Genomic DNA, 22500 nt, shown 5'->3' with positions numbered 1-22500 from the left:
GCAGGTGCTAAGTGCAACATGGTCGGTTTCAGAGAGGATTGCCGCATGGCAGCAGAAGACGCGGGCGGAGCAGGTGCGAAGGCCGATCCGATCGTCATCAAGAAGTACGCCAACCGGCGGCTCTATAATACCAGCACATCCAGCTACATAACGCTGGACGATCTTTCGCGCATGACGCGGGAGGGCCTGGATTTTCGGGTACTCGACGCCAAGACCGGCGGTGACATCACCCATTCGATCCTGACCCAGATCATCATGGAGGAAGAGTCCCAGGGCGAGCAGATGCTGCCGATCAGCTTTCTGCGCCAGCTGATCTCCATGTACGGCAACTCGATGCAGTCACTGATGCCTCCTTACCTTGAGGCGGCGATGGACAATTTCCGTCAGAACCAGCGCAAGTTGCAGGACACGTGGAGCGCGGCGCCGGGCTCGGACGCGTTCAGCAAGCTGGCAGAGACCAACATGGCGATGTTCCAGGCCGCGGCGGAGGCGTTCATGCCGGCCGCGCGCACCGGGCGTGACGCGGGCGCACCTGTTCCTACAGCGACCCCGGCCGAGAAGACCGAGCTTGATGTGCTGAAGGCGCAGATGGAAGCCATGCAGAAGAAGCTGGACGAACTGGGGAAGTAAGAGCCCCCTCGACAGCGCGGCCAGGGGCGGGCAAGGCGCCCGCCCACATACACGTCAAGCCGCGAAGGTCCGCCATGTCCGCCATCCGCCACGCCCTGTCCACCCGCCGGGCCGACGATTTCGCCGCCTGGTACCAGGAGGTTGTGTCCGCCGCCGACCTCGCGGAGGAATCCGGTGTGCGCGGTTGCATGGTCATTAAGCCTTGGGGTTACGGCATCTGGGAACGGATGCAGCGACTGCTGGACGCCCGGATCAAGGATGCGGGAGTCGACAATGCCTACTTCCCCCTGTTCATCCCGCTGGCCAACTTCACGCGGGAAGCAGAGCATGTGGAAGGTTTCGCCAAGGAGATGGCGGTCGTCACGCACCACCGTCTGATCGCCGACGGCAAAGGCGGGCTGGTCCCCGACCCGGAGGCCAAGCTGGAGGAGCCGCTGATCGTGCGGCCGACCAGCGAGACGATCATCGGCGACGCCATGGCCCGCTGGGTGCAGAGCTGGCGCGACCTGCCGCTCAAGATCAATCAATGGGCGAACGTGGTCCGGTGGGAAATGCGGACCCGCATGTTCCTGCGCACCAGCGAGTTCCTCTGGCAGGAGGGGCATACCGCCCACGACACTCCGGATGACGCCCGGGTGGAGACGATGCGCGCGCTGGAAATGTATCGCGCCTTCGCGGAAGACCAGTGCGCCATCCCGGTGATTGCGGGCGAGAAGCCGGAGAACGAGCGCTTTCCCGGCGCCGTGGAGACCTGGTCGATCGAGGCGATGATGCAGGATGGCAAGGCGCTGCAGGCCGGCACCTCGCATTACCTCGGCACCAGCTTCGCGGAGGCTGCGGGCATTCGCTACCAGGATCGCGAAGGAGCGCAGCAGCTGGCGCATACGGTCAGCTGGGGCATGTCGACGCGCATGATCGGCGGGCTGATCATGACCCATGGTGACGATGATGGCCTGCGGGTGCCGCCGCAGATCGCGCCATGGCAGGTGGTGATCCTGCCCATGCTGCGCGGTGACGAGGGGGATGGCGCTCTGCTGGAATATTGCGATCTGCTGAAGAACACTGCCGCGCTGGAATGGGCCTGGCACGAGAAGGTGCGCGTGCTGCTCGACAGCCGCCCTGGCAAGGCCGCGACGAAGCGGTGGGACTGGGTACGCCGCGGCGCTCCTATCATCATTGAGGTCGGTCCGCGCGACATGGAGAACGGTCGGGTCAGCCTATTGCGGCGAGACCGCCTATGGAACGCCGCCGGCAAACCCGACTTCGCCAGTCCGATGCGGGAAGATGCGACGGGATCGCTGCCCGACATCCTGCTCGACATCCAGCGCACCCTGCTGGACGAGGCGACCGCTCGCCGTGATGCCGAGATCGACCGAACGATCGTGAACTTCGATGGGCTCGCCGCCTTCTTCGCTGACGGGCGGCGCAATCCCGGCTGGGCGGAAGTGCAATGGTCCAGGCCGACCGGCGCCGCGCTGGACGCGGTGGTGGAGCGGCTGAAGGCGCTGAAGCTGACCTTCCGCAACGTGCCACGCGATGCGGCGCCGGCTGATGGCGCCTGCCTGTTCACCGGCGAACCGGCGGTGGAGCGGATACTGGTGGCGCGCGCTTATTGAGCGTGCGCTGGCCGGCGGCTCAGCCGGCCAGCGTATCCAGCAGCAGCTTGCCGTTCAGTGCGATGATGATGGCCGCGATCGTCCAGGCGGCGATCCGCAGCCAGACGGGACTGGTCAGTTCCCGCATCTTCACCTTGTCGGAGGTGAAGGCGACCAGCGGCACCACCGCGAATGGCAGCTGCATGGACAGGATGACCTGGCTCAGCACCAGCAATTGCGCAGTGCCGCTCTCGCCATAAAGCGCGGCCACGATGCCCGCCGGTATGATCGCCAGCCCGCGCGTGATCAGGCGGCGCGCCCAGGCGGGCAGGCGCAGGTTCAGGAAACCTTCCATTACCACCTGCCCAGCCAGCGTGGCCGTCACGGTGGAGTTCTGCCCGCTCGCCAGCAGGGCGACGGCGAACAGGGTGGAGGCAAGGCCGATCCCCAAGGTCGGGGCAAGCAGTCGGTACGCGTCCTGGATCTCCGCCACCTCCGTCTGCCCCGTGGTGTGGAAGGCCGCCGCTGCCAAGATCAGGATCGCGGCGTTCACGAACAGTGCCAGCATCAGAGCTACCGTGCTGTCGATGGTTGCCCATTTCGCCGCATCGCGCCGCCCATCCGGCGTCTGCTCAAAGGCGCGCGTCTGCACGGCCGCGGAATGAAGATACAGATTGTGCGGCATGACGGTCGCGCCGAGGATGCCGATGGCGATGTACAACATCGCCGGGTTGGTCAGCACCTCTGATCGCGGTACGAAGCCGGCCAGCACTGCGGTAGGCTCGGGACGGCTGACCAGCAGCTCGAACGCGAAGCATGCGGCGATCACCACCAGCAGGCTGACGACAAACGCCTCCAGCCGGCGAAAGCCGCGTTTCTGCAAGGCCAGGATGACCAGCACATCCAGCGCGGTAATGCACACGCCTGCCACCAGCGGCAGGCCGAACAGCAGGTTCAGCGCGATGGCGGTCCCGATCACCTCCGCAAGGTCGCAGGCGACGATGGCGATCTCGCACAGCACCCACAGGGATAGCGCGACTGGCTTGGAATAGGCGTCACGGCAGGCGGAAGCGAGATCGCGCCCCGTCGCGATGCCCAACCGTGCGGCAAGGGCCTGCAGGATGATCGCCATGATGTTGGACAGCAGGATGACCGACAGCAGCGTGTAGCCGAATGCCGAACCGCCGGCGAGGTCGGTCGCCCAATTCCCCGGATCCATGTAGCCCACGGAAACGAGGAAACCCGGTCCCGCAAAAGCCAGCATCTTGCGTAGTGGGCTTGCGCCCGCAGGGACGGCGACGGTCCGGAAGACTTCAGGCAGCGATACGCTGCCCTGCTTGCGCCAGCCGGACGTTACGTTGAAATCCATGTCTTAGCCATGGCTAAGAATTTCATCCGGGGCAAGCTTGGTGATGGTCAGGCGGGTCTCGTCAACATCCGTTGCTGGCGGTGGAGGGACAGCGTCAACAGCAGCAATGCGAGCCCGGCCAACGACAGGACCGTGCCGATCCAGCCGATCGACGGCAGGCCCCAGCCGGCAGCGATCGCCAGCCCGCCCAGCCACGGGCCCAGCGCATTGGCGAAGTTGAAGGCGCTGTGATGCGCCGCCGCGGCCAGTGCCTGCGCCTCGCCCGCAACGCTCATCAACCTGGCCTGCAGCACGGTGCCCCAGCCACCGGTAAAGCCGATCAGCGTGACGACCGGAAGCAGCGCCCACAGATTACCGGCCGCGATTGGAAAGAGCGCGCAGGCGCCGGCACTGACCACCAGTGCAATCAATGCAGACCGGGTTCCGATCCTGTCTGCCAGCCATGCCCAGAACAAGTTGCCGGCCGTCATGCCGGCACCGAAGATCGCCAACACCAGCGGCACGGTCGCTTCCGGAACGCGCGTCACCTCGATCAGGGTGGAAGCGACGTAGGTGTAGACGCAGAACAGGCCGCCGAAGCCGACCGCGCCGACCAGCAGCGTCAGCACCACCTGGGGTCGGCGGAATGCGCCAAGCTCCCGCATCGGGCTGGCGTTACGATCGGCCGGCTGTTCCGGCGCATAAAGCGCGACCAGCACGACTGTCAGGATCGCCAGCGCTGCTACGATTGCGAAACCGCTGCGCCAGCCGAGCGCCTGACCTAGCGCATTGGCCACCGGGACACCGATCACCGTGGCGACGGTCAGCCCGGTCATGACCCAGGCGATCGACTGTGCCCGCCGCTCCGGCGCGACCTGTGACGCCGCGACCAGAGCGGCGATCCCGAAATAGGCGCCATGCGGCAGGCCGGCTATGAAGCGCGTAAGCAGCAGGAGACCATAACTGCCGGCAAGGGCAGACAGGCCGTTGCCGACCGCGAACAGCGCCATCAGCCCCATCAGCAGCTGCCGCCGGCCGATCCGCGCCGCTAGGGCGGCAATGATCGGCGCACCCACCACAACGCCCAGAGCATAGGCGCTGATCGCATGACCAGCCTGAGGCTCGGTCAGGCCCAGATCGCGGGCGAAGAACGGCACCAGGCTCATGGCGGCAAACTCCGCCGTGCCGATGGCGAAAGCGCCGGTTGCCAGTGCCAGTATGACCAGCATGGGCCGGGTGGATGGATTGGAATGGATCATCGGACACGCTCTATTGTGCAGTGCAGCAAATAGTTATGGCCAGCAGCAATGCAAGCTGTACCTTGCTTGCGGGGCGTTGGCGGAGGGGCCATACTGGTGTCGACCATGCCCCCATACAAGAACACGGCGCTGCCCTCGCGTCAGCAAATCCTCGATTTCATCGCCAGCAGCGATACCACCGCCGGCAAGCGTGACATTGCCCGTGCCTTTGGCCTGAAGGGGCAGGAGCGGATCGCGCTGAAGCACCTGTTGCGCGACATGGCGGAGGAGGGTCTGATCGACGGTGGCAAGACCGCTTACCATCGCATGGGCGGCGTGCCGAAGGTGACCGTACTGCGTGTGGTTACGATAGAGGACGGGGAAGCCATCGCCATTCCCGACAGCTGGCAGCCGGACGATGCCACCCCGCCTCCCCGCCTGCGCCTGCAGGAGAAAAAGAAGGGCTCCGCTCTAGGTGTTGGCGATCGCGTGCTCGCCCGGACGGAAGAGACGGGCAAGGGCTGGATCGCTCACCCCATGAAGGTGCTGCCAAACCGGCACGAGGCGGTGCTGGGCGTCGTGGAATTGGATGGCGGCGGCAAGCCATGGCTGGCTCCCGTCGACAAGCGCATTCGCAATTCCTCGCCGATCGCCGATCTTGGCGACGCGGAGGAGGGGCAGCTGGTGCTGGCCGAGCCTGCGGGGCGCTCGCCACGCGCTGGCGTCAAGGTGACGGAGGTGCTGGGCGATCCGCTGGCGCCGCGCGCCTACAGCCTCATTGCCATCCACAAGCATGGCATCCCTCACATCTTCCCCGAAGAGGCGATCGCCGAGGCCGAACAGGCGGCGCGTTTGCCGCTGAGCGAGGCGCACCGCCAGGATTTGACGCACCTGCCGATCGTCGCGATCGACCCTGCGGACGCGCGCGACCACGACGACGCGATCTGGGCCGAGCCGCTGCCGGACGAGCAGGGCGGCGGCTGGCGGGCGGTGGTCGCGATTGCCGATGTGTCCTTCTACGTGCGGCCCGGCGGCGAGTTGGACAGGGAGGCGCGGCGGCGTGGCAATTCGGTCTACTTCCCGGACCGGGTCGTCCCCATGCTGCCCGAAGTGCTGAGCGCCGACGTCTGCTCCCTTAAAGAGGGTGAGCGGCGCGCCGCCATGGTCTGTCACCTGACCATCACGCCCGAGGGCCGCGTCTCCGATTGGTTTTTCGCCCGCGGGCTGGTCCGCATCCACGAAGTCATCGCTTACGAGGATGCGCAGGCCCGCATCGACGACGGCAGCGCCGCCGAACATCTGCGGCATCTGTGGGACGCGTGGCGGGCGCTTAATACTGCGCGTGACGCGCGCGATCCGTTGGAGCTGGAACTGCCCGAACGCCGGGTCATGCTGGACGAGCAGGGGCGGATCGCCGAGGTTGCCTTGCGGGAGCGGCTGGATGCGCACCGGGTGGTGGAAGAATTCATGATCGCCGCCAATGTGGCCGCCGCCAAGGCGCTGGAAAGCAAGGTCGCCCCGGTCGTCTATCGCATTCACGAGCCGCCCACGCGCGAGAAGCTGATTGCGCTGAAGGACTATTTCGCCACCATCGGGCAGAAGCTGGCTTTGGGGCAGGTCATCACGCCGGGCCTGTTCAACCGCATGATCCGCGACATCGCCGATCCGGGCGAGAAGGCGCTGGTCATGGAGGCGGTGCTACGTAGCCAGACGCAGGCCTATTACGGGCCCGCGAATGCCGGGCACTTCGGCTTGGCGCTGGGCTCCTACGCCCATTTCACCAGCCCAATCCGCCGCTACGCCGATCTGCTGGTGCATCGTGGGCTGGTGGATGCCTTCGGGTTCGAGCAGCCCAAACCCGGCAACGGGTTGCCGCCGACTACCGGATTGTCAGAACGCGACCGCGATGACCTGACGCGGATCACCGATGCCATCAGCCAGACGGAGCGGCGGGCGATGGAGGCAGAGCGCGATACGATCGACCGGTACGTTGCCGCGTGGCTGGCCGGCAGGGTAGGGGAGGTGTTCCCCACGCGGATCACCGGTGTCGCCAAGTTCGGCTTCTTCGCCACGATTGCCGGCTTTGGCGGCGATGGCCTGGTGCCGGTGTCCACGTTGGGGCGCGAGTACTTCCACCATGACGAGGCGGGACGCGCGCTGGTGGGGGAGGACAGCGGAACGCGCTTTGCCGTCGGCGACCTGCTGGATCTGCGGCTCGCCGAAGCTAATCCGCTGACGGGTGCGCTGAAGTTCGAGTTGCCCGACAGCGAAGGTCAATCTGTGGAGCCGCGCGGCAGTCGACCCGAAGCGAAGCGCAAGGCCCCTGCGGGGCGTCACTCGGCGGGCAAGCGCGGGCGGCCGGCCAACATTCGGCATCAGGGTCGCAAGCGGAAGTAGCTACAGGCCTTTTGCGGAGCCAAGCACATGGGCAACCACGGCATTCGCGTGGCCGTGGCCCATTCCATGATCTTGCTTCAGCATCGTCACCAGTTCCATGTGCCTTGCCGGCAAACGGCTTCGAACCAGATCCTGCCAGTGGCTGATCGGCTGGCCGTACTTCTGCTCAATGGACGGGAAGTAGGAAGCGGGTCCCTTGACGGGTGCATCTGCCATGCGCTTGTCACCTTGTCAGCGATCGGCGTCAGTTTGGCCTCGGCTTCGACATGGTGCAAGCGTGGAACCTCGATGATCGCCTGACGGTTGCCTGCCTGTTCAACCAAAACAGGAGGCGCGCCACATGGCCGTGTTCAACAAGGATATCATTGCTCAGGTCACCAAGAACACGCATTGGCAGAAGGAGCTCTACCTGGACGAGCAGTGCCAGATCGTGATGATGCACATCCCGCCGGGTGAGGATATTGGCGAGGAATCGCACGATGCGGACCAGACCACCTTCTTCGTGTCTGGTGAAGGGCAGGCGGTCATCGATGGCAGCAAAACCAAGGTGGGCGAAAACCACCTGATCGTCATTCCCAAGGGTGCCACGCACAACATCATCAACAAGGGTGATGAGCCGCTGAAGCTGTTCAGCATCTACTCGCCCCCGGCGGAACCCGAAGGCGTCAGCTTCAAGACCAAGGAAGAAGCGGAAGAAGCCGAGGATCATTGATCCCCGGTAGGAGCGCTGTTCAGCTCAGCCGGTCGATCTCCGCATCAGACAGGCCGCCCGGTACGATGATGATCGGGCAGGGCAGCGTCCCCGCAGCCGCAGCGAAGTGCGTGACGAGTGGGCCCGGCCCGCCGTCACGCGCCGCACCCAGCACCAGCGCCGCCACCTCCGTGTGGTCTGCCAGATATTCGTTGATCACGCTCTTGGCATCGCCGACCCGAACCGTGATCTGCGGGACCTTGCCGACCTCGCTGATCAGCTCGCCCGCCGCACTTGAGGCGAGCACTTCCGCCCGGTCGCGGGCTTCCTCCTCGATGGTCGCCTGAACGCCGCCGAAGGCATTGAACGCCTGCTTCGGCACGACCGCTAGCAGATGCACCGCGCCACTCGTGTCCGCGGCGCGCCTTGCGGCGAAGCGCAGGGCGCCGCGCGCCTCCTCGCTGTCATCGATGATTACCAGATAGACCCGCATGGTCCGCTGCCTGCCCCCTCCCTGCTTCGTTAGGCCGGTATTCAGCCAAAGCGCATGGAGGTGCAAGCGGCGCTTGAACGCGGCGCGCAAATTGGCCAGAGGGTTGGCCAAGGTTTGCTGAAGGGATTTACCGTACCGCCATGCCCATTGCCATCCGGATGCCCGCTCTGTCGCCCACCATGGAAGAGGGCACGCTGGCCCGCTGGCTCGTGAAGGTCGGCGACAAGGTGTCGAGTGGCGACATCATGGCCGAGATCGAGACCGATAAGGCCACCATGGAGTTCGAAGCCGTCGACGAAGGCGTGATCGCCGACATCGCGGTCAGCGAAGGTTCGGAAGGCGTGAAGGTCGGCACGGTCATCGCGACCCTGGCCGAAGAGGGCGAGGATATCGCAAGCGTGAAGCCGGCGTCCGGAGACACCGCTGCGCCTGCCTCGGCTTCCGACGAGACCGACAAGGGTGCATCTTCCGGCCAGTCGCAGGCGCTCGCCGGCACCGATGCCAAGGCGCTGTCGCCCGATACGGCCGCGGCCCCTGCGCCGGCTCCGTCCAGCAGCGGCGGCAGCCGCGTGATCGCTTCTCCGCTGGCCAAGCGGCTCGCCGCGGCTGAGGGGATCGATCTGGCTGGTGTGAAGGGGTCCGGCCCGGGTGGCCGGATCGTGAAGGCGGACCTCGCCGGTGCGAAGGCGAGCGCATCCGCCCCTGCGGCAGCGACGCCGGCACCCGCGTCCGCCCCGGCGCCGAGCCAGGCTCCTGCCGCCTCGACCCCTGCCATCCAGGCGCAGGATTTCGGCATCCCGCATACGGAGGACAAGCTGTCCGGTATGCGCAAGACCATCGCCCGTCGCCTGTCGGAGAGCAAGCAGCAGGTCCCGCACATCTATCTGACGGTGGACATCCGCCTCGACGCGCTGCTGAAGCTGCGTGGGGAGCTGAATGGCGCGCTCGCCACTCAAGGTGTAAAGCTGTCCGTCAACGACATGCTGATCAAGGCGCTGGCCAAGGCGCTGCTGGCGGAGCCGAAGTGCAACGTGCAGTTCGCCGGCGACAAGCTGCTGAGCTTCACCCGCGCCGACGTGTCGGTGGCGGTGAGCATTCCCAGTGGCCTCATCACCCCGATCGTCAAGGATGCCGGCAGCAAGGCGATCAGCGCCATCAGCACCGAGATGAAGGATCTGGCCGGCCGCGCGCGCGAAGGCAAGCTGGCGCCGGACGAGTACCAGGGCGGCACCGCATCGCTCAGCAATATGGGCATGTACGGCATCAAGCAGTTCGAGGCGATCATCAACCCGCCTCAGGGCATGATCATGGCAATCGGCGCGGGCGAGAAGCGGCCCTATGTGGTCGAGGACGCGCTGCAGATCGCCACTGTGATGAGCGCCACGGGCAGCTTCGACCACCGCGCGATCGACGGCGCAGACGGCGCGGCGCTGATGAAGGCGTTCAAGGAACTCTGCGAAGCGCCGCTCAGCCTGGTTGCGTAAGCGGCCTGGCATGAAAGACGATCGGAAGCCTGCGGTGCGGGTGGTCGCCATGCCGGCGGACACCAATTCCTACGGCGACATCTTTGGTGGCTGGTTGCTGTCCACGATGGACAATGCCGCCGGCCTCGCCGCCGCGCGCCGTGCCAAGGGCCGGGCCGTGACGGTGGCAATGGACGGCATGGTGTTTCACCGTCCGGTCAAGATGGGTGACGAAGTGTCGGTCTACTGCGAGGTAGTCCGGGTCGGGCGCACCAGCATGACGATCGACGTGGAGGCCTGGTGCCGCCATCGGCACACCGAAGACGCGTTCAAGGTGACTGAGGCGAAGTTCACCTTCGTCGCTATCGACGACGCTGGTCAGCCGCGCGCGGTCGATGGCTGATGGTGCGCCGCATCCTCCTGCCCCTGGCCGCGTGCCTGATTGCTGCGGTGATCATGCCCGTGCTGTTCATGGTGGCGGAGGCAGCGGCACAGCGGGACGGCATCGGTATGGATGACCTGGAGTTTGGCGTCGCCATCTCTGCACCCTTTGCTTTGCTGACAGCGCTATTGATCGTCTGGCCCACATGGGCGTGGCTGCAGCGACGCCAGGCTGGCACCCCGCGGTTCGCGCTGGCCGCCATCATCAGCGCTATCGCGCCGATGGTGCTGTTGCTGCCCGTGGCAGGCGAGCTTCCATGGAAGGCCGGTCTGGCCGGCCTCGGCACAATGCTCATTTGGCTTTCAAGCTATCACGCGGGTGCAGGCGCGCTCGCCCGACATTATTCAATCAGGAGCTATTCACGTGGCTGAACAATACGACGTCATCGTTCTTGGCAGCGGCCCCGGCGGCTATGTCGCGGCGATCCGCTGCGCGCAACTGGGCCTGAAGACCGCCATCGTGGAGCGGGAACTGCTGGGTGGGATCTGCCTGAACTGGGGCTGCATCCCGACCAAGGCGCTGCTGCGTTCGGCGGAGATCCTGCATTACGCGCAGCATGCGAAGGATTACGGCCTCAAGATCGCCGGCCAGATCGAGGCGGATCTTGAGGCAGTGGTGAAGCGCAGCCGCGGCGTTGCCAAGCAGCTTAATCAGGGCGTGACGCACCTGATGAAGAAGAACAAGATTGCCGTGCACATGGGCACCGGCACGCTGACTGGCCCGACTTCGCTCACCGTCAAGAGCGACAAGGGCGAGGAACAGCTCTCCGCCAAGCACATCATCGTCGCCACCGGCGCTCGTGCGCGCGACCTGCCGTTCGCCCCGGCAGACGGCAAGCGCGTGTGGACCTACCGCCACGCGATGACCCCGACCGAAATGCCGACCAAGCTGCTGGTGATCGGCAGCGGTGCGATCGGCATCGAGTTCGCCAGCTTCTACAACGACATGGGCGCGGATGTCACGGTGGTCGAGATGCTCGACCGGATCGTGCCGGTGGAAGACGCGGACGTATCGACCTTCCTCGCCAAGTCGCTGACCAAGCAAGGCATCACTATCAAGGCGGGCACCGCGCTGGAGGAGCTGAAGGTCAGCGACCAAGGCATCTCCGCCAAGCTGAAGGGCAAGGACGGCAAGATCGAGAGCGGTGAATACAGCCATGTCATCGTCGCGATCGGTATCGTCGCGAACACCGAGAATATCGGGGTCGAGAAGCTGGCCGACATGGATCGCGGCTTCATCCAGATCGATCCGTACGGCCGCACGAAGAGCAAGGGCCTGTGGGCCATCGGCGATTGCGTCCCTGGTCCGTGGCTGGCGCACAAGGCCAGCCATGAAGGCGTGACCGCGGCAGAGAGCATCGCCATCGAGCTCGGCAAGGGGGAAGGGCTGCACCCGCATCCCTTGGACCGCAGCGCCATTCCAGGTTGCACCTACTGCCACCCGCAGGTCGCCAGCGTGGGCCTGACCGAGGCAAAGGCGAAGGAAGCCGGCTACTCCGTGAAGGTCGGCAACTTCCCCTTCATCGGCAACGGCAAGGCTATCGCTCTGGGCGAGCCCGAGGGCTTCATCAAGACAGTGTTCGATGCCAAGACCGGCGAGCTGTTGGGCGCGCACATGATCGGCGCCGAAGTCACCGAACTGATCCAGGGCTACACGGTCGGAAAGGTGCTGGAAACGACGGAGGCCGAGCTGATGGGCACGATCTTCCCGCATCCTACCTTGTCGGAAATGATGCACGAGAGCGTTCTGTCCGCCTACGGCAAGGCGCTACATATCTGATTATGAACGGGAACATTGGTGCTTCCATGCGTGTTCTACTTGCACGCACGCCTGGAGGCACCGATGGAATACGAGATCAGCGACAGGCCGGATAACATTGCGGATGACGAGAGCGACGGCGAGCTGATCAAGGGGCATATCGCACCCCGCAAGCCGGTCTATCTCTCGCCTGAGGACTACTTCGACAAGGCAGACTGCGCGTTGCACATCCCCGAAGAAGGGGACTGACAGCTCGGCTAACCGGCGAGGCGGGTCAGGACGTTTGCCACCTCTCCAGCCGAGTACGGCTTCGACACGATAGGTACATCCGTTCCCGCGAGTTCGCGATCGATGTCAGCACCAAAGCCGCTGGCAACCGCGAATGGAATGCCTTTCTCCCGAAGACGCTGCATGACGCCGTAGCTGTCATGGTTATGCAGGCGAAGATCGACGATCGCTGCGTCGGCCTGCACTTCCGCAACCATCTCCAGCGCGCGGTCGACACTGCTGGCTTCCCCGGCCACTTCATGCCCGGCGGATTCCACCATGTCGCACAGCAGCATGGAGATCATCGGTTCGTCTTCGACAAGCAAAACGCGCATTTGGTTTCCACACCCACAAGCGTCGCCAATGCACGGCTAAACAAATGTTTACCGATTGGCGAAAAGCTCCTAATTGGTGCATTTGTTAGCCGCACATTCGTCGCCCGTCGAGTGGCAAGCCGTTCATCCGGCTGAAATGTAGCGCGTTTGTTCCGTCAGGCAGCGATACGCCAGATTTCGCGGGCATACTGCGCGATGGTCCGGTCAGACGAACACCAGCCCATTGCGGCAACGTTGCGGATCGCACTGGCGGTCCACTCCTGCCTGTTGCTCCAGCGGCGATCGAGTGCTGCTTGCGCCGCGTCATAGGTCGCAAAATCAGCGATCAGCAGATACCTGTCCTCGGTCAGCAAGCTTTCGATGATAGACGCATAGACCTGCTGATCGCCATCGGACCACCTCCCGGCGGCCAGATCGGCAAGGACCGCCTTCAATTCCGGCAAGAGCTCGAGGCTCTCGCGCGGATCATACCCGCGCTCACGCAAACGTGTGACCTCTGGCGCCGTCAGGCCGAAGATCTGCATGTCGTCGGCGCCGATGTGCTCACGCATCTCGACGTTGGCGCCATCCAGTGTGCCGATGGTAAGTGCGCCGTTCAGTGCCAGCTTCATGTTCCCGGTGCCCGATGCCTCCATCCCGGCCGTGCTGATCTGTTCCGACAGATCGGCGGCGGGCATGATCCGCTCGGCAAGGCTGACGTTGTAATCGGGCAGGAACGCTACCTGCAGCCGCCCGGCAATCAACGGATCGGCATTGACCCTGCGCGCCACGTCATTGGCCAGACGGACAATCTGTTTCGCGGTGGCATAGCCAGACGCCGCCTTGCCCGCGAAAAGCTTGACCCGCGGCACCCAATCCAACTGCGGCGCGGCGCGCATGCGTTCATACAGCACCATCGTGTGCAGGATGTTCAGCAATTGCCGCTTGTATTCGTGAATGCGCTTTACCTGCACGTCGAACATCGCGGCGGGATCGAGGTTGAGGCCGGTGAGGGAGGCCACATGCGCGGCAAGCGCAGCCTTGTTGGCCTGCTTCACTACGGCGAACCTGTCGCGAAACGCTGCATCCTCCGCCAGCGGGCGGATGTCGGCGACCTGGGCAAGATCATCGACAAAGGCGGGGCCGATTGCCTCCGACAGCAAGGTCGCCAGTCCGGGATTGCTGCCTAGCAGCCACCGACGGGGAGTGATGCCGTTGGTCTTGTTGTTGATCCGGTCCGGGTAGAGCCGGTGAAGGTCGGCGAAGACGGTCTGCTGCATCAACTGGGTATGCAGACCGGCAACGCCGTTCACGCTGTGCGATCCGGCAAAAGCCAGGTTCGCCATCCGCACCCGCCGTTCGCCGCGCTCGTCGATCAGGCTGACCGCCTCCACTGCGGCAGTGTCCGACCCGGTTCCAGCCTGCGCCTCCGCCAGCACGTCGGCATTGATGCGGAAGATCAGTTCCAAGTGCCGCGGCAGCAACCGGCCGAGCAGCGGCAAGGGCCAGCTTTCCAACGCCTCCGGCAGCAGTGTGTGATTGGTATAGGCGAAGGTGCGTCGGGTGATATCCCACGCCTCGTCATAGGGCAGGCGATGCTCGTCGATCAGCAGGCGCAGCAATTCTGCCACGCCGATCGCCGGGTGCGTGTCGTTCAGCTGGATCGCTGCCTTGTCCGGCAGGGTTGCCAGCGTGCCGTGCGCCCGCAGATGCCGCTGAACGATGTCCTGGATGGAAGCGGACGCAAAGAAATATTCCTGCCGCAGGCGGAGCTCCTGCCCGGCGGGTGTGCTGTCATTGGGGTAGAGCACACGCACCAGCGTTTCGGCGCGCGTCTGATCCGCCAGCGCCCCGGCGAAATCGCCTTGGTTGAAGGTATCGAGCCGCAGGGGTTCGATTGCTCGCGCGGTCCACAAGCGCAGCGTGTTGACGTGCCGCCCGCGCCAGCCGACCACCGGCATGTCGACCGCGATCGCCTCGACATACTCCGCCGGGGACCAGCGCACCCGGCCATCCTCCACCACGTGCCATGCGCCGCCGAAGCCGACGCGATGCACGCTGTCACGACGCTCGAACTCCCACGGATTGCCTTGTGCCAGCCACGTCTCCGGCAGCTCGACCTGTTGGCCGGAGCCATCAATCCGCTGGCGGAACATACCGTTTACGTAGCGGATGCCGTAGCCGAAGGCAGGCAGACCCAGACTGGCGAGGCTGTCCATGAAGCAGGCTGCCAGCCGGCCAAGGCCGCCATTGCCCAGCGCCGCATCGGGTTCTAGCTCCTCGATCTCCGCTAGGTTGACGCCAAGTTCCGCCAGGGCGCTCGCCACTTCGCCATCACGTCCCAGATTGCGCAGCGCATCGGACAGCAGGCGCCCCACCAGGAATTCCAGGCTGAGATAATTGACCTGCTTCAGTGCACGGCGCTGCGTTGCCAGCGTCGTCTCGACCCAACGTTCCACGATCTCGTCGCGCACGGTCAGGATGGTGGCATCCAGCCAATCGCGTGGCAGCGCTTCCGCCGGTTGCTTGCCCATGCGGTGCAGCAATGTGCGGGCGATGGCGCCGGCCAGCGGCCCAGGGTGACGGGTCGCCATCGTCTCATCCGGATCGGGGTAGTGCATACTTGTCCTTCTGCAGCATCGCCATGCAAACGTATGTTAACGCGCCATGGTTAACGTCTGATTGCAAACGGGCGTCGCAATGCTTCGGAAGGTACGGCGGACAGGGTGGGATTCGAACCCACGGTGAGCTTGCACCCACGGCGGTTTTCAAGACCGCTGCCTTAAACCACTCGGCCACCTGTCCTCGCCATCGGCGCTAGCCTGCCCGATGCGGCTCGCCAAGCGAAATGGCGCGCATGGGGAGCGGATCGCCGTTCAGGCAGTTTGCACCGGACACCTGCTTTTGCCACAAGGCCGCCATGCAACGCATCACCTTCAAGCCGCTGATCGCTGCCGCTCTCGCATTGTTCGCCTGTGCGCCCGCCTGTGCGCAGGACACTTCCTTCGACGCCTATCTGCAGCAGGTGGCGGGGCGGGCCCGAGCGGCCGGTGTCAGTGATGCGACGATCGCCAGTGCCTTCGCCGGTCTCACCCCCAATCAGCGGGTAATCGCGCTGGACGGCGACAACGTGTCTTCCGGCGGCAGCTCGAGCGGGTTTCCGCCGCTGGCGCCGTACCTCGCCAGCCACAACACGCAGGCGCGCATCGATGGCGGCAGGCGCGCTTACCGCCGACTGCCGTCGCTGATCGCGGAGGTGGAGGCGCGTTATGGCGTGCCGGCATCGGTGCTGATCGCCATCTGGGGGCACGAAACTTCCTACGGCGCGGTCCGCGGAAACTTCGACCTGGTGCGATCGCTGGCGACGCTGGCCTGGGAAGGTCGTCGCCGGGCGCTGTTCGAAGGCGAACTGATTGATACGCTGCGCATTCTCGACACCGGCATCGCGCGTTCCACGATGGTCGGCAGCTGGGCCGGCGCCTTTGGCAATCCGCAGTTCCTGCCGTCGGTATATCTGCGCCTAGCCGTCGATGGCGACCGCGACGGTGTGCGCGACATCTGGACCAGTGAGGCCGATACGCTGCATTCCATCGCGAATTACTTCCGCGATGCGGGCTGGCGACCGGGTCAGCCATGGGGCGTGCGGGCCTATGTGCCGAACAGCGTCGATCGCGGCGCGCTCGACACCCAGGTGGTCGCGCCCGTCTGCCCCCGTGTCCATGTGCGGCATAGCCAGTGGCGAACGGTCGCAGAATGGCGCAGCCTGGGCGTCACTCCGCAAGGAGCTATCGCGGACGATGCCATGGCCGCCCTGTTCGAACCCGATGGCCCAGCCGCGCCGGGTTACCTGATCACCCAGAACTACCGCGTCATTCTGGAATACAATTGCTCCAACTATTATGCCATGAGCGTTGGGCTGCTGGCGGACGAGATCGCGCGCTGAGGATCGCAAGCGGCGGCTTGAAGGGGCGTTTTCGGTGAAGAAGATTGTGGCGATCGGGGCAGCGGTCCTGATGGGCGGTGTTGCCTTGGCGCAGGTGCAGCCATCGGCAGAGCCTGTGCCGGCCATCGCGAATACGAAGCAGCCGGCTATCGTGCTGCCCCCGGCGGAATCACCCGGCGCTCCTGTCCCGCCGGAGGTGCCAGTCGCCTATCTGATCGATCTTTCGAGCGGACAGGTGCTGTTCGAACGCGACGCCCGCCGACGCTTCGTTCCAGCCTCGGTGACCAAGGTCATGACGGCCTACAGCGCCTTCAAGCGGCTTGGCGATGGCCGGCTGAAGCCGACGCAGGTCGTCACCGTGCCGCGCATTGTGGAACAATTGTGGTCGGGCGAAGGCTCATCCATGTTCCTGAAGGAAGGCGAGCAGGTCACGGTCGATCAGTTGCTGATGGGCACCACCACCGTGTCGGGCAACGATGCGGCGGTGATGCTGGCGCTGACAGCGGCGGGCAGCCTGCCGGCCTGGCTCGACGAGATGAATGCCAATGCCGCCGAACTCGGCATGCGCGATACGCACTATGGTTCACCCAACGGCTACCCGGACGAAGGTCGCACCTACAGCAGTGCGCGTGATCTGGCCCGCCTGGCGGAGGCGATGGTGACCCGGTACCCGCAATTGTACAGCCGCTACATCGGCAACCACGGCTTCACTTGGCGCGGCATAACCCAGGCCAATCATGATCCGATCACCGGGCGGGTTGATGGGGCGGACGGGATCAAGACCGGCTACACTCGGCAGGCAGGCTATACCTTCGTCGGCTCGGCCAAACGCGGGGATCGCCGGCTGGTCATGGTGCTGGGGGCGGTACCCAGCATCCCGGTGCGCAACCAGGTGGCGCGCGATCTTATCGACTGGGGCTTCACGGCCTTCGACAGCCGGCAATTACTGCCTGGCGGTGCCGAGGTCGGGCAGGCACTGGTGCAGGGTGGGGCCGCAGGCAGCGTGGCGCTGCGCACCGCCGGGCCCGTGCTGACCAGCACCGCGCGCGGCGCGGCCGTCCGTCCGGAGATGACCATCCACTATCGCGGGCCGTTGCGGGCGCCCATCAGGGCGGGGCAGACCATCGCTTTCCTGCGGGTGTCCGCGCCCGGGCAGACATCGCACGACCTGCCGCTGGTGGCGGGTCAGGATGTCGCCGAGGCCGATTTGTGGCAGCGGCTTGGCAACGGCATCAGCGGGTTCTTCTCGTGAACGATGTCGTCGGACGGTTCGTTGCGCTGGAAGGCGGCGAAGGTGTCGGCAAATCGACACAGGCCCGCCTGCTCGCGGACGCGCTGAAGGCTCGCGGATTCGAGGTCGTACTCACCCGTGAACCGGGCGGCACACCCGGGGCGGAGGCCGTGCGCGGTCTCCTGCTCGACCCGCCGGCGCCAGGCTGGCACGCCGCAGCGGAGGCATTGCTGTTCGCCGCGGCGCGTGCCGATCATGTAGAGCGAGCCATCCGACCGGCACTGGCTCGCGGCGCCTGGGTCATATGCGACCGATTCTTGGATTCCTCGCGCGCCTACCAGGGGGGCGCGGGCGGGATGCTGGACGCGGACCTGCTGCAATTGCATCGGATTGGCTCGGGCGGATTGCTGCCGGACGTGACCTTGCTGCTGGAACTGCCCGCGATCCTGGCGGAACAGCGGCTCGCCCGTCGCGATGGCGGTGCCAGCGACGCCATCGGCGGGCGTGGGGCCAGCTATCACGGCCGCGTCGCGCTTACCTTTGCCGACCTGGCAGATGCCGAGCCGGACCGCTTCTGCCGGATCGATGCAGGTGGGGCGGAAAGCGAGGTCCACCGACGGATCCTTCAAACGCTCGGACTGGCGTCGGAATGCTGACCGGCCATGATCAGCCATGGGCCGAATGGCGCGCCGCGATCGCCGGCGCGCGTATGCATCATGGCTGGATCCTGGCGGGTCGTCGCGGCATCGGTAAACGGCACTTCGCGCTTGCCGCCGCGCATGAACTGGTCGCCGAGCCTGGAGCGCCCGCTGCGGGTGACCATCCCGACATCCTCCTGCTGCAACCGCAACCTACCAATGCGGAGGAGGAGAAGAAGCGGGAGGAGGGCCGGCCTTACCAGACCCGCCGGAACATCACCGTGGACCAACTGCGGCAGATGCAGGCGCGGCTTACCACCCGGCCTACGCTCGGGGCCCGTCGGGCGATAATAATCGATGCAGCTGACGATCTGGAGCCGCAGGGTGCCAACGCATTGCTCAAAAGTCTGGAGGAGCCACCTGTTGGCAGCTTCTTCCTGCTGGTGGCACATCGCCTCGGGCGCCTACTGCCGACGATCCGCTCCCGCTGCCGGGTGCTGCAATTCCCTGAATTGCCCGCCGAACAGATCGACGCTATCCTGCGCCGCCAGGTGCCGCAGGCCGACGCTGCCGCACGTGCGGCGGCCATCGCCAGTGCCGGCGGTTCCCCTGGCATCGCACTCAATTTCGTGGAACTCGATCTCGGGCCGATCCACCACTTGATGCAGGAGATCGTGACGCATGGCGATCATGATCTCAGCCGGCGTGGTCGCCTCGCCGATACGATCGGAGCATGTCCAGACCGACAGCGCCAGCTGGCCATCATTGACCTGGCCCGAGCGGTGGCAGTTGATCGCCTGTACGCCGGGTCAACGGCGGCAACCGGCATTCTCGCGGACACGCATGCCGATCTCGTCCGCTTGGGGGCGCAGGCATCGACCCACAATTTCGATGCCGGCCTGCTGGTGATGGAAATCGGCGGCTTGCTCGCCCGGATGGCCGTGCCTAGGGAAGCGGCACATGGCTGACCCGTATTATCTCACCACCGCGATCCATTATCCCAATGGCCGTCCGCATCTCGGCCACGCGTACGAGACGATTGCCGCCGATGTGATGGCTCGCTTTCAGCGTGCGCGCGGGCGTGATGTACGATTCCAGACCGGGACGGACGAGCATGGTCTGAAGATGGCCCAGAAGGCTCGTGACCTGGGCACGACACCGCGCGCGTTGGCCGATGAGATGTCGGGTCATTTCCGTGACCTGTTCGATATCCTTGACATCAGCTATGATCGATTCTTCCGCACGAGCGAAGATGCCCATCACCGCGCCAGCCAGACATTGTGGCAGGCGATGGAGGCAAATGGCGATCTGTACCTCGACCGGTACGAAGGTTGGTACTCGGTCCGGGATGAGGCCTATTACGATGAAGGCGAGCTGATTGACGGGGAGGGTGGCGACAAGCTGTCGCCGCAGGGGACCCCCGTCGAATGGACCGTAGAAGAAAGCTGGTTCTTTCGTTTGTCGCGATACCAGGAACCGTTGCTGGCACTCTACCGCGACAATCCCAATTGGGTGCGGCCGGAACGTAGCCGAAACGAAGTGGTGCGTTTCGTCGAGGGCGGGTTGAAGGACCTGTCGATCAGCCGCACCAGCTTCGACTGGGGCGTCAAGGTTCCCGGCGCCGACGACCATGTCATGTATGTGTGGGTCGATGCGCTCACCAACTATCTCACCGGCGTCGGCTATCCCGATGATGCGGATCTGATGGCGAAGTTCTGGCCGGCGGACCTGCACCTGATCGGCAAAGACATCGTCCGGTTCCACGCGGTATATTGGCCGGCTTTCCTGATGAGTGCGGGCCTGCCGTTACCCAAGGCGATCTTCGCGCACGGTTTCCTGCTCAATCGCGGACAGAAAGAAAGCAAATCGCTCGGCAACGTGACCGATCCGGCAGCGCTAGCCGATCAATTCGGCGTCGACGTGCTGCGCTATTTCCTCCTGCGTGAATTCAGCTTCGGGCAGGACGGCACCTGGTCGCCGGAAGCGATCGTTGGACGGGCGAACGCGGAACTCGCAAACAGCTTCGGCAATCTCGCCCAGCGGGTGCTGAGCTTCATTGCTAAGAACTGCGACGGCCGTGTGGAGGTGCAGGGTGACCTTGCCGACGCCGACACGGCATTGCTGGCGAAGGTGCGCGCGACTTGCGGGACGGAGCTGCCCGCTGCCTTCGAACGTCTCGCCTTTGCCGCCGGACTGGAGGCATGGATGCAAGCGGTTTTCGCCTGCAATGCCTACGTCGACGAGCAGGCGCCCTGGGCGCTGCGCAAGACTGATCCGGCCCGTATGCACACGGTGCTGGCGACGTTATGCGATTGTATCCGTCAGTTGACCGTCGCGATCGCTCCGGTGACGCCCACGGCTGCCGGCAAGCTGATGGATGCCCTCAGCGTCCCTGCGGATAGCCGTGATTACAACAGCTTGTCGCATGAAGATGTCACCGCTTTCATCATCGACAAGCCAAGCCCGGTTTTTCCCAGGCTGGAGTTGCCGGCCTGATGCTGATCGACAGCCATTGCCACCTCAACTACAAGGGGCTGGTGGAGCGGCAGGCTGACGTTCTTGCGACTGCGCGGGTTGCGGGTGTGGGCGGCTTTCTCAACATTTCGACCCGACGCAGTGAATGGGCCGATGTACTTGCCGTGGCGGAGCGGGAACCGGATGTCTGGTCGGCCATCGGCATCCACCCGCATGAGGCGGACGACCATGCCGACCTGACGGTCGAGGAACTCCTGGTCCAGGCTGCTCACCCTCGCGTTGTCGGCTTAGGGGAGACCGGGCTCGACTATCATTACGAACATTCCGATCGCTCGATGCAGCAGCGTCTCTTCCGCCTGCACATCGCGGTCGCACGCCAGACTGGACTGCCATTGATCATTCATACGCGCGATGCGGAAGATGACACGCTGGCTATCCTGCAGGACGAGTTAGGACGGGGCGACTTTCCCGCGCTGATTCACTGCTTCACCGCGACCGCGATCTTCGGACGGGCGGTGCTGGATCTTGGCTTGTCGATCTCCATCTCCGGCATTGTCACGTTCAAGAATGCTCGCGATCTTCAGGATTTCGCACGCAAAATACCGGCTGATCGTCTGCTGGTCGAAACTGACAGCCCGTTTTTGGCGCCGGTACCTAACCGTGGGAAGACGTGTGAACCGGCGTTCGTCCGCGACACCGCGACGTTCCTGGCAGACTTGCGCGGTGAAACGCTGGAGACGCTGAGCGCCGCGACCACGACCAACTTCCATCGCTTGTTCAAGAAAACCCAGCCTGCGCAGGTTAGCGCGTGAAGGTCACGCTGCTCGGTTCCGGCACTTCGACGGGCGTGCCGCGGGTCGGCAATGATTGGGGTGAATGCGATCCGGCAGAGCCGCGTAACCGGCGGAGCAGAGTGTCGATCGTGGTCGAAAGCGACAGTGGCGAGCGTCTGCTGGTCGACACTTCTCCAGATCTGCGGAACCAGTTGCTCGATAATGGGATCGGGCGGATCGATGGCGTATTCTGGACGCACGATCATGCGGATCATACGCACGGGATTGACGACTTGCGGTCGCTGCGTTTCGGACGCAAGACGCCTATTCCCGGCTTTGCAGAACCGGAAACTGCGCGGCGACTGAAGCAGCGGTTCAGCTACATCTTCGCTGGCGAGTTCGGCTATTCCACCATCGTCGATCTGGAGACCTTGGAGCGGCTCCGCATCCTGGCAGGCTTTGCGATCGACTGGTGCACGATGCCGCATGGGCCGATTACCAGCACGGGGTTGCGGTTTGAAGCTGATGGAAAGTCAGTCGGCTATGCTACTGATTTCTCTAAGATCACGCCCGACATGCTGGAGTTGTTCGATGGTGTCGACGTGTTGATCGCGGACTGCCTGCGGCGAGAGCCGCACCCGTCGCATTCACATCTATCGATGACTTTGGAACTGGCGCATGCGTGCGCAGCGGGCACGACGATCTTGACGCATATGGACAAGAGCATGGACTACCGGACGATCTCTGCAGAGGTGCCCGATGGCGTGCAAGTCGGGTATGACGGCATGCAGGTGGTTGCCTAAC

22 protein-coding genes and 1 tRNA gene are annotated in these 22500 nt (G+C 64.6%); 16 read left to right on the top strand and 7 right to left on the bottom strand.

Annotated features, from left to right (window positions below; all coding sequences use genetic code 11):
* Positions 1–45: 45 nt before the first annotated feature.
* Positions 46–630, top strand: coding sequence for a polyhydroxyalkanoate synthesis repressor PhaR (phaR, locus tag V5740_RS04795; protein ID WP_347303939.1), 585 nt, complete (start codon positions 46–48; stop codon positions 628–630).
* Positions 631–704: 74 nt separating this feature from the next.
* Entirely contained in the window at positions 705–2246 is a 1542-nt protein-coding gene (locus tag V5740_RS04790) for an aminoacyl--tRNA ligase-related protein (protein ID WP_347303938.1), read from the top strand.
* A gap of 19 nt (positions 2247–2265) precedes the next feature.
* On the opposite strand, the gene V5740_RS04785 is transcribed toward V5740_RS04790, so the two are convergent.
* Both V5740_RS04785 and V5740_RS04780 read right to left on the bottom strand, forming a co-directional pair.
* Positions 2266–3594 carry an Nramp family divalent metal transporter gene (locus tag V5740_RS04785; protein WP_347303937.1) on the bottom strand — a complete coding sequence of 443 codons (1329 nt, stop codon included), beginning with the start codon at positions 3592–3594 and terminating at the stop codon, positions 2266–2268.
* Between the two features lie 47 nt (positions 3595–3641).
* Positions 3642–4832 carry an MFS transporter gene (locus V5740_RS04780; RefSeq protein ID WP_347303936.1) on the bottom strand — a complete coding sequence of 397 codons (1191 nt, stop codon included), beginning with the start codon at positions 4830–4832 and terminating at the stop codon, positions 3642–3644.
* Positions 4833–4937: 105 nt separating this feature from the next.
* Here V5740_RS04780 and V5740_RS04775 point away from each other — a divergent pair, with 105 nt between their 5' ends.
* Complete coding sequence (locus V5740_RS04775; RefSeq protein WP_347304444.1) at positions 4938–7208, top strand: VacB/RNase II family 3'-5' exoribonuclease; 2271 nt, start codon at positions 4938–4940, stop codon at positions 7206–7208.
* On the opposite strand, the gene V5740_RS04770 is transcribed toward V5740_RS04775, so the two are convergent.
* Complete coding sequence (locus V5740_RS04770) at positions 7209–7424, bottom strand: DUF4287 domain-containing protein (RefSeq protein WP_347303935.1); 216 nt, start codon at positions 7422–7424, stop codon at positions 7209–7211.
* A 124-nt stretch (positions 7425–7548) separates the two neighbouring features.
* Between V5740_RS04770 and V5740_RS04765 the strand changes: the two genes are divergently transcribed.
* Positions 7549–7920 carry a cupin domain-containing protein gene (locus tag V5740_RS04765; protein ID WP_347303934.1) on the top strand — a complete coding sequence of 124 codons (372 nt, stop codon included), beginning with the start codon at positions 7549–7551 and terminating at the stop codon, positions 7918–7920.
* A 19-nt stretch (positions 7921–7939) separates the two neighbouring features.
* On the opposite strand, the gene V5740_RS04760 is transcribed toward V5740_RS04765, so the two are convergent.
* A complete protein-coding gene (locus V5740_RS04760; protein WP_347303933.1) occupies positions 7940–8392 on the bottom strand; it encodes a universal stress protein in 453 nt (150 codons plus the stop codon).
* A gap of 140 nt (positions 8393–8532) precedes the next feature.
* Here V5740_RS04760 and V5740_RS04755 point away from each other — a divergent pair, with 140 nt between their 5' ends.
* From V5740_RS04755 to V5740_RS04735, 5 genes are all read left to right on the top strand, one after another.
* Positions 8533–9876, top strand: coding sequence for a pyruvate dehydrogenase complex dihydrolipoamide acetyltransferase (locus tag V5740_RS04755; RefSeq protein WP_347303932.1), 1344 nt, complete (start codon positions 8533–8535; stop codon positions 9874–9876).
* Positions 9877–9886: 10 nt separating this feature from the next.
* The gene (locus V5740_RS04750) at positions 9887–10258 is read left to right on the top strand and encodes an acyl-CoA thioesterase (RefSeq protein ID WP_347303931.1); all 372 of its coding nucleotides are present in this window, start codon (positions 9887–9889) and stop codon (positions 10256–10258) included.
* Positions 10258–10668 carry a hypothetical protein gene (locus V5740_RS04745; protein WP_347303930.1) on the top strand — a complete coding sequence of 137 codons (411 nt, stop codon included), beginning with the start codon at positions 10258–10260 and terminating at the stop codon, positions 10666–10668. The genes V5740_RS04750 and V5740_RS04745 overlap by 1 nt, the downstream gene beginning before the upstream one ends.
* Positions 10661–12076 (top strand): dihydrolipoyl dehydrogenase, encoded by a 1416-nt coding sequence (gene lpdA / locus V5740_RS04740; protein WP_347303929.1) that lies wholly within the window; start codon positions 10661–10663, stop codon positions 12074–12076. Before V5740_RS04745 ends, lpdA begins: the two co-directional genes overlap by 8 nt.
* Before the next feature lie 63 nt (positions 12077–12139).
* A complete protein-coding gene (locus tag V5740_RS04735) occupies positions 12140–12304 on the top strand; it encodes a hypothetical protein (RefSeq protein WP_347303928.1) in 165 nt (54 codons plus the stop codon).
* An 8-nt stretch (positions 12305–12312) separates the two neighbouring features.
* Here the strand turns inward: V5740_RS04735 and V5740_RS04730 are convergent, their stop codons facing one another.
* The 3 genes from V5740_RS04730 to V5740_RS04720 form a co-directional block, all read right to left on the bottom strand.
* On the bottom strand, positions 12313–12657 hold the full coding sequence (locus tag V5740_RS04730; RefSeq protein ID WP_347303927.1) for a response regulator: 345 nt from the start codon (positions 12655–12657) through the stop codon (positions 12313–12315).
* Between the two features lie 155 nt (positions 12658–12812).
* Positions 12813–15230, bottom strand: a complete 2418-nt coding sequence (locus V5740_RS04725) for a glycogen/starch/alpha-glucan phosphorylase (protein ID WP_347304443.1) — start codon at positions 15228–15230, stop codon at positions 12813–12815.
* 124 nt (positions 15231–15354) lie between these two features.
* Positions 15355–15441 (bottom strand) — tRNA-Ser (locus tag V5740_RS04720).
* 115 nt (positions 15442–15556) lie between these two features.
* Between V5740_RS04720 and V5740_RS04715 the strand changes: the two genes are divergently transcribed.
* Genes V5740_RS04715 through V5740_RS04685 form a run of 7 tightly spaced genes read left to right on the top strand, consistent with a single transcriptional unit; the run spans position 15557 to position 22499 of the window.
* Positions 15557–16579 (top strand): lytic murein transglycosylase, encoded by a 1023-nt coding sequence (locus V5740_RS04715; RefSeq protein ID WP_347303926.1) that lies wholly within the window; start codon positions 15557–15559, stop codon positions 16577–16579.
* A gap of 34 nt (positions 16580–16613) precedes the next feature.
* Positions 16614–17831 (top strand): D-alanyl-D-alanine carboxypeptidase family protein, encoded by a 1218-nt coding sequence (locus V5740_RS04710; protein WP_347303925.1) that lies wholly within the window; start codon positions 16614–16616, stop codon positions 17829–17831.
* Positions 17828–18466, top strand: a complete 639-nt coding sequence (tmk, locus tag V5740_RS04705; RefSeq protein ID WP_347303924.1) for a dTMP kinase — start codon at positions 17828–17830, stop codon at positions 18464–18466. Before V5740_RS04710 ends, tmk begins: the two co-directional genes overlap by 4 nt.
* Positions 18460–19416: a DNA polymerase III subunit delta' gene (locus V5740_RS04700; protein ID WP_347303923.1), complete on the top strand. Its 957-nt coding sequence runs from the start codon at positions 18460–18462 to the stop codon at positions 19414–19416. The genes tmk and V5740_RS04700 overlap by 7 nt, the downstream gene beginning before the upstream one ends.
* Complete coding sequence (gene metG / locus V5740_RS04695; protein WP_347303922.1) at positions 19409–20944, top strand: methionine--tRNA ligase; 1536 nt, start codon at positions 19409–19411, stop codon at positions 20942–20944. Before V5740_RS04700 ends, metG begins: the two co-directional genes overlap by 8 nt.
* Positions 20944–21735, top strand: a complete 792-nt coding sequence (locus V5740_RS04690) for a TatD family hydrolase (protein ID WP_347303921.1) — start codon at positions 20944–20946, stop codon at positions 21733–21735. Before metG ends, V5740_RS04690 begins: the two co-directional genes overlap by 1 nt.
* Positions 21732–22499, top strand: coding sequence for an MBL fold metallo-hydrolase (locus tag V5740_RS04685; protein ID WP_347303920.1), 768 nt, complete (start codon positions 21732–21734; stop codon positions 22497–22499). The genes V5740_RS04690 and V5740_RS04685 overlap by 4 nt, the downstream gene beginning before the upstream one ends.
* Position 22500: the final 1 nt, after the last annotated feature.

Origin of the sequence: Croceibacterium sp. TMG7-5b_MA50 (assembly GCF_039830145.1) — a bacterium.
GTDB lineage: Bacteria > Pseudomonadota > Alphaproteobacteria > Sphingomonadales > Sphingomonadaceae > Croceibacterium.
The sequence above is the reverse complement of the archived record's forward strand: the minus strand, read 5'-3'. Positions and strand labels throughout refer to the sequence as shown.

Excerpts from the sequence above, each read along its gene's own strand:
- V5740_RS04770 (WP_347303935.1), bottom strand. The coding sequence starts at position 7,424 with ATGGCAGATGCACCCGTCAAGGGACCCGCTTCCTACTTCCCGTCCATT.
- V5740_RS04735 (WP_347303928.1), top strand. The coding sequence starts at position 12,140 with ATGGAATACGAGATCAGCGACAGGCCGGATAACATTGCGGATGACGAG.
- V5740_RS04725 (WP_347304443.1), bottom strand. The coding sequence starts at position 15,230 with ATGGCGACCCGTCACCCTGGGCCGCTGGCCGGCGCCATCGCCCGCACA.
- V5740_RS04690 (WP_347303921.1), top strand. The coding sequence starts at position 20,944 with ATGCTGATCGACAGCCATTGCCACCTCAACTACAAGGGGCTGGTGGAG.
- V5740_RS04790 (WP_347303938.1), top strand. The coding sequence starts at position 705 with ATGTCCGCCATCCGCCACGCCCTGTCCACCCGCCGGGCCGACGATTTC.
- V5740_RS04755 (WP_347303932.1), top strand. The coding sequence starts at position 8,533 with ATGCCCATTGCCATCCGGATGCCCGCTCTGTCGCCCACCATGGAAGAG.
- V5740_RS04745 (WP_347303930.1), top strand. The coding sequence starts at position 10,258 with ATGGTGCGCCGCATCCTCCTGCCCCTGGCCGCGTGCCTGATTGCTGCG.
- V5740_RS04765 (WP_347303934.1), top strand. The coding sequence starts at position 7,549 with ATGGCCGTGTTCAACAAGGATATCATTGCTCAGGTCACCAAGAACACG.
- V5740_RS04785 (WP_347303937.1), bottom strand. The coding sequence starts at position 3,594 with ATGGATTTCAACGTAACGTCCGGCTGGCGCAAGCAGGGCAGCGTATCG.
- V5740_RS04750 (WP_347303931.1), top strand. The coding sequence starts at position 9,887 with ATGAAAGACGATCGGAAGCCTGCGGTGCGGGTGGTCGCCATGCCGGCG.
- V5740_RS04780 (WP_347303936.1), bottom strand. The coding sequence starts at position 4,832 with ATGATCCATTCCAATCCATCCACCCGGCCCATGCTGGTCATACTGGCA.
- V5740_RS04715 (WP_347303926.1), top strand. The coding sequence starts at position 15,557 with ATGCAACGCATCACCTTCAAGCCGCTGATCGCTGCCGCTCTCGCATTG.
- phaR (WP_347303939.1), top strand. The coding sequence starts at position 46 with ATGGCAGCAGAAGACGCGGGCGGAGCAGGTGCGAAGGCCGATCCGATC.
- V5740_RS04730 (WP_347303927.1), bottom strand. The coding sequence starts at position 12,657 with ATGCGCGTTTTGCTTGTCGAAGACGAACCGATGATCTCCATGCTGCTG.
- metG (WP_347303922.1), top strand. The coding sequence starts at position 19,409 with ATGGCTGACCCGTATTATCTCACCACCGCGATCCATTATCCCAATGGC.
- V5740_RS04760 (WP_347303933.1), bottom strand. The coding sequence starts at position 8,392 with ATGCGGGTCTATCTGGTAATCATCGATGACAGCGAGGAGGCGCGCGGC.
- V5740_RS04775 (WP_347304444.1), top strand. The coding sequence starts at position 4,938 with ATGCCCCCATACAAGAACACGGCGCTGCCCTCGCGTCAGCAAATCCTC.
- V5740_RS04700 (WP_347303923.1), top strand. The coding sequence starts at position 18,460 with ATGCTGACCGGCCATGATCAGCCATGGGCCGAATGGCGCGCCGCGATC.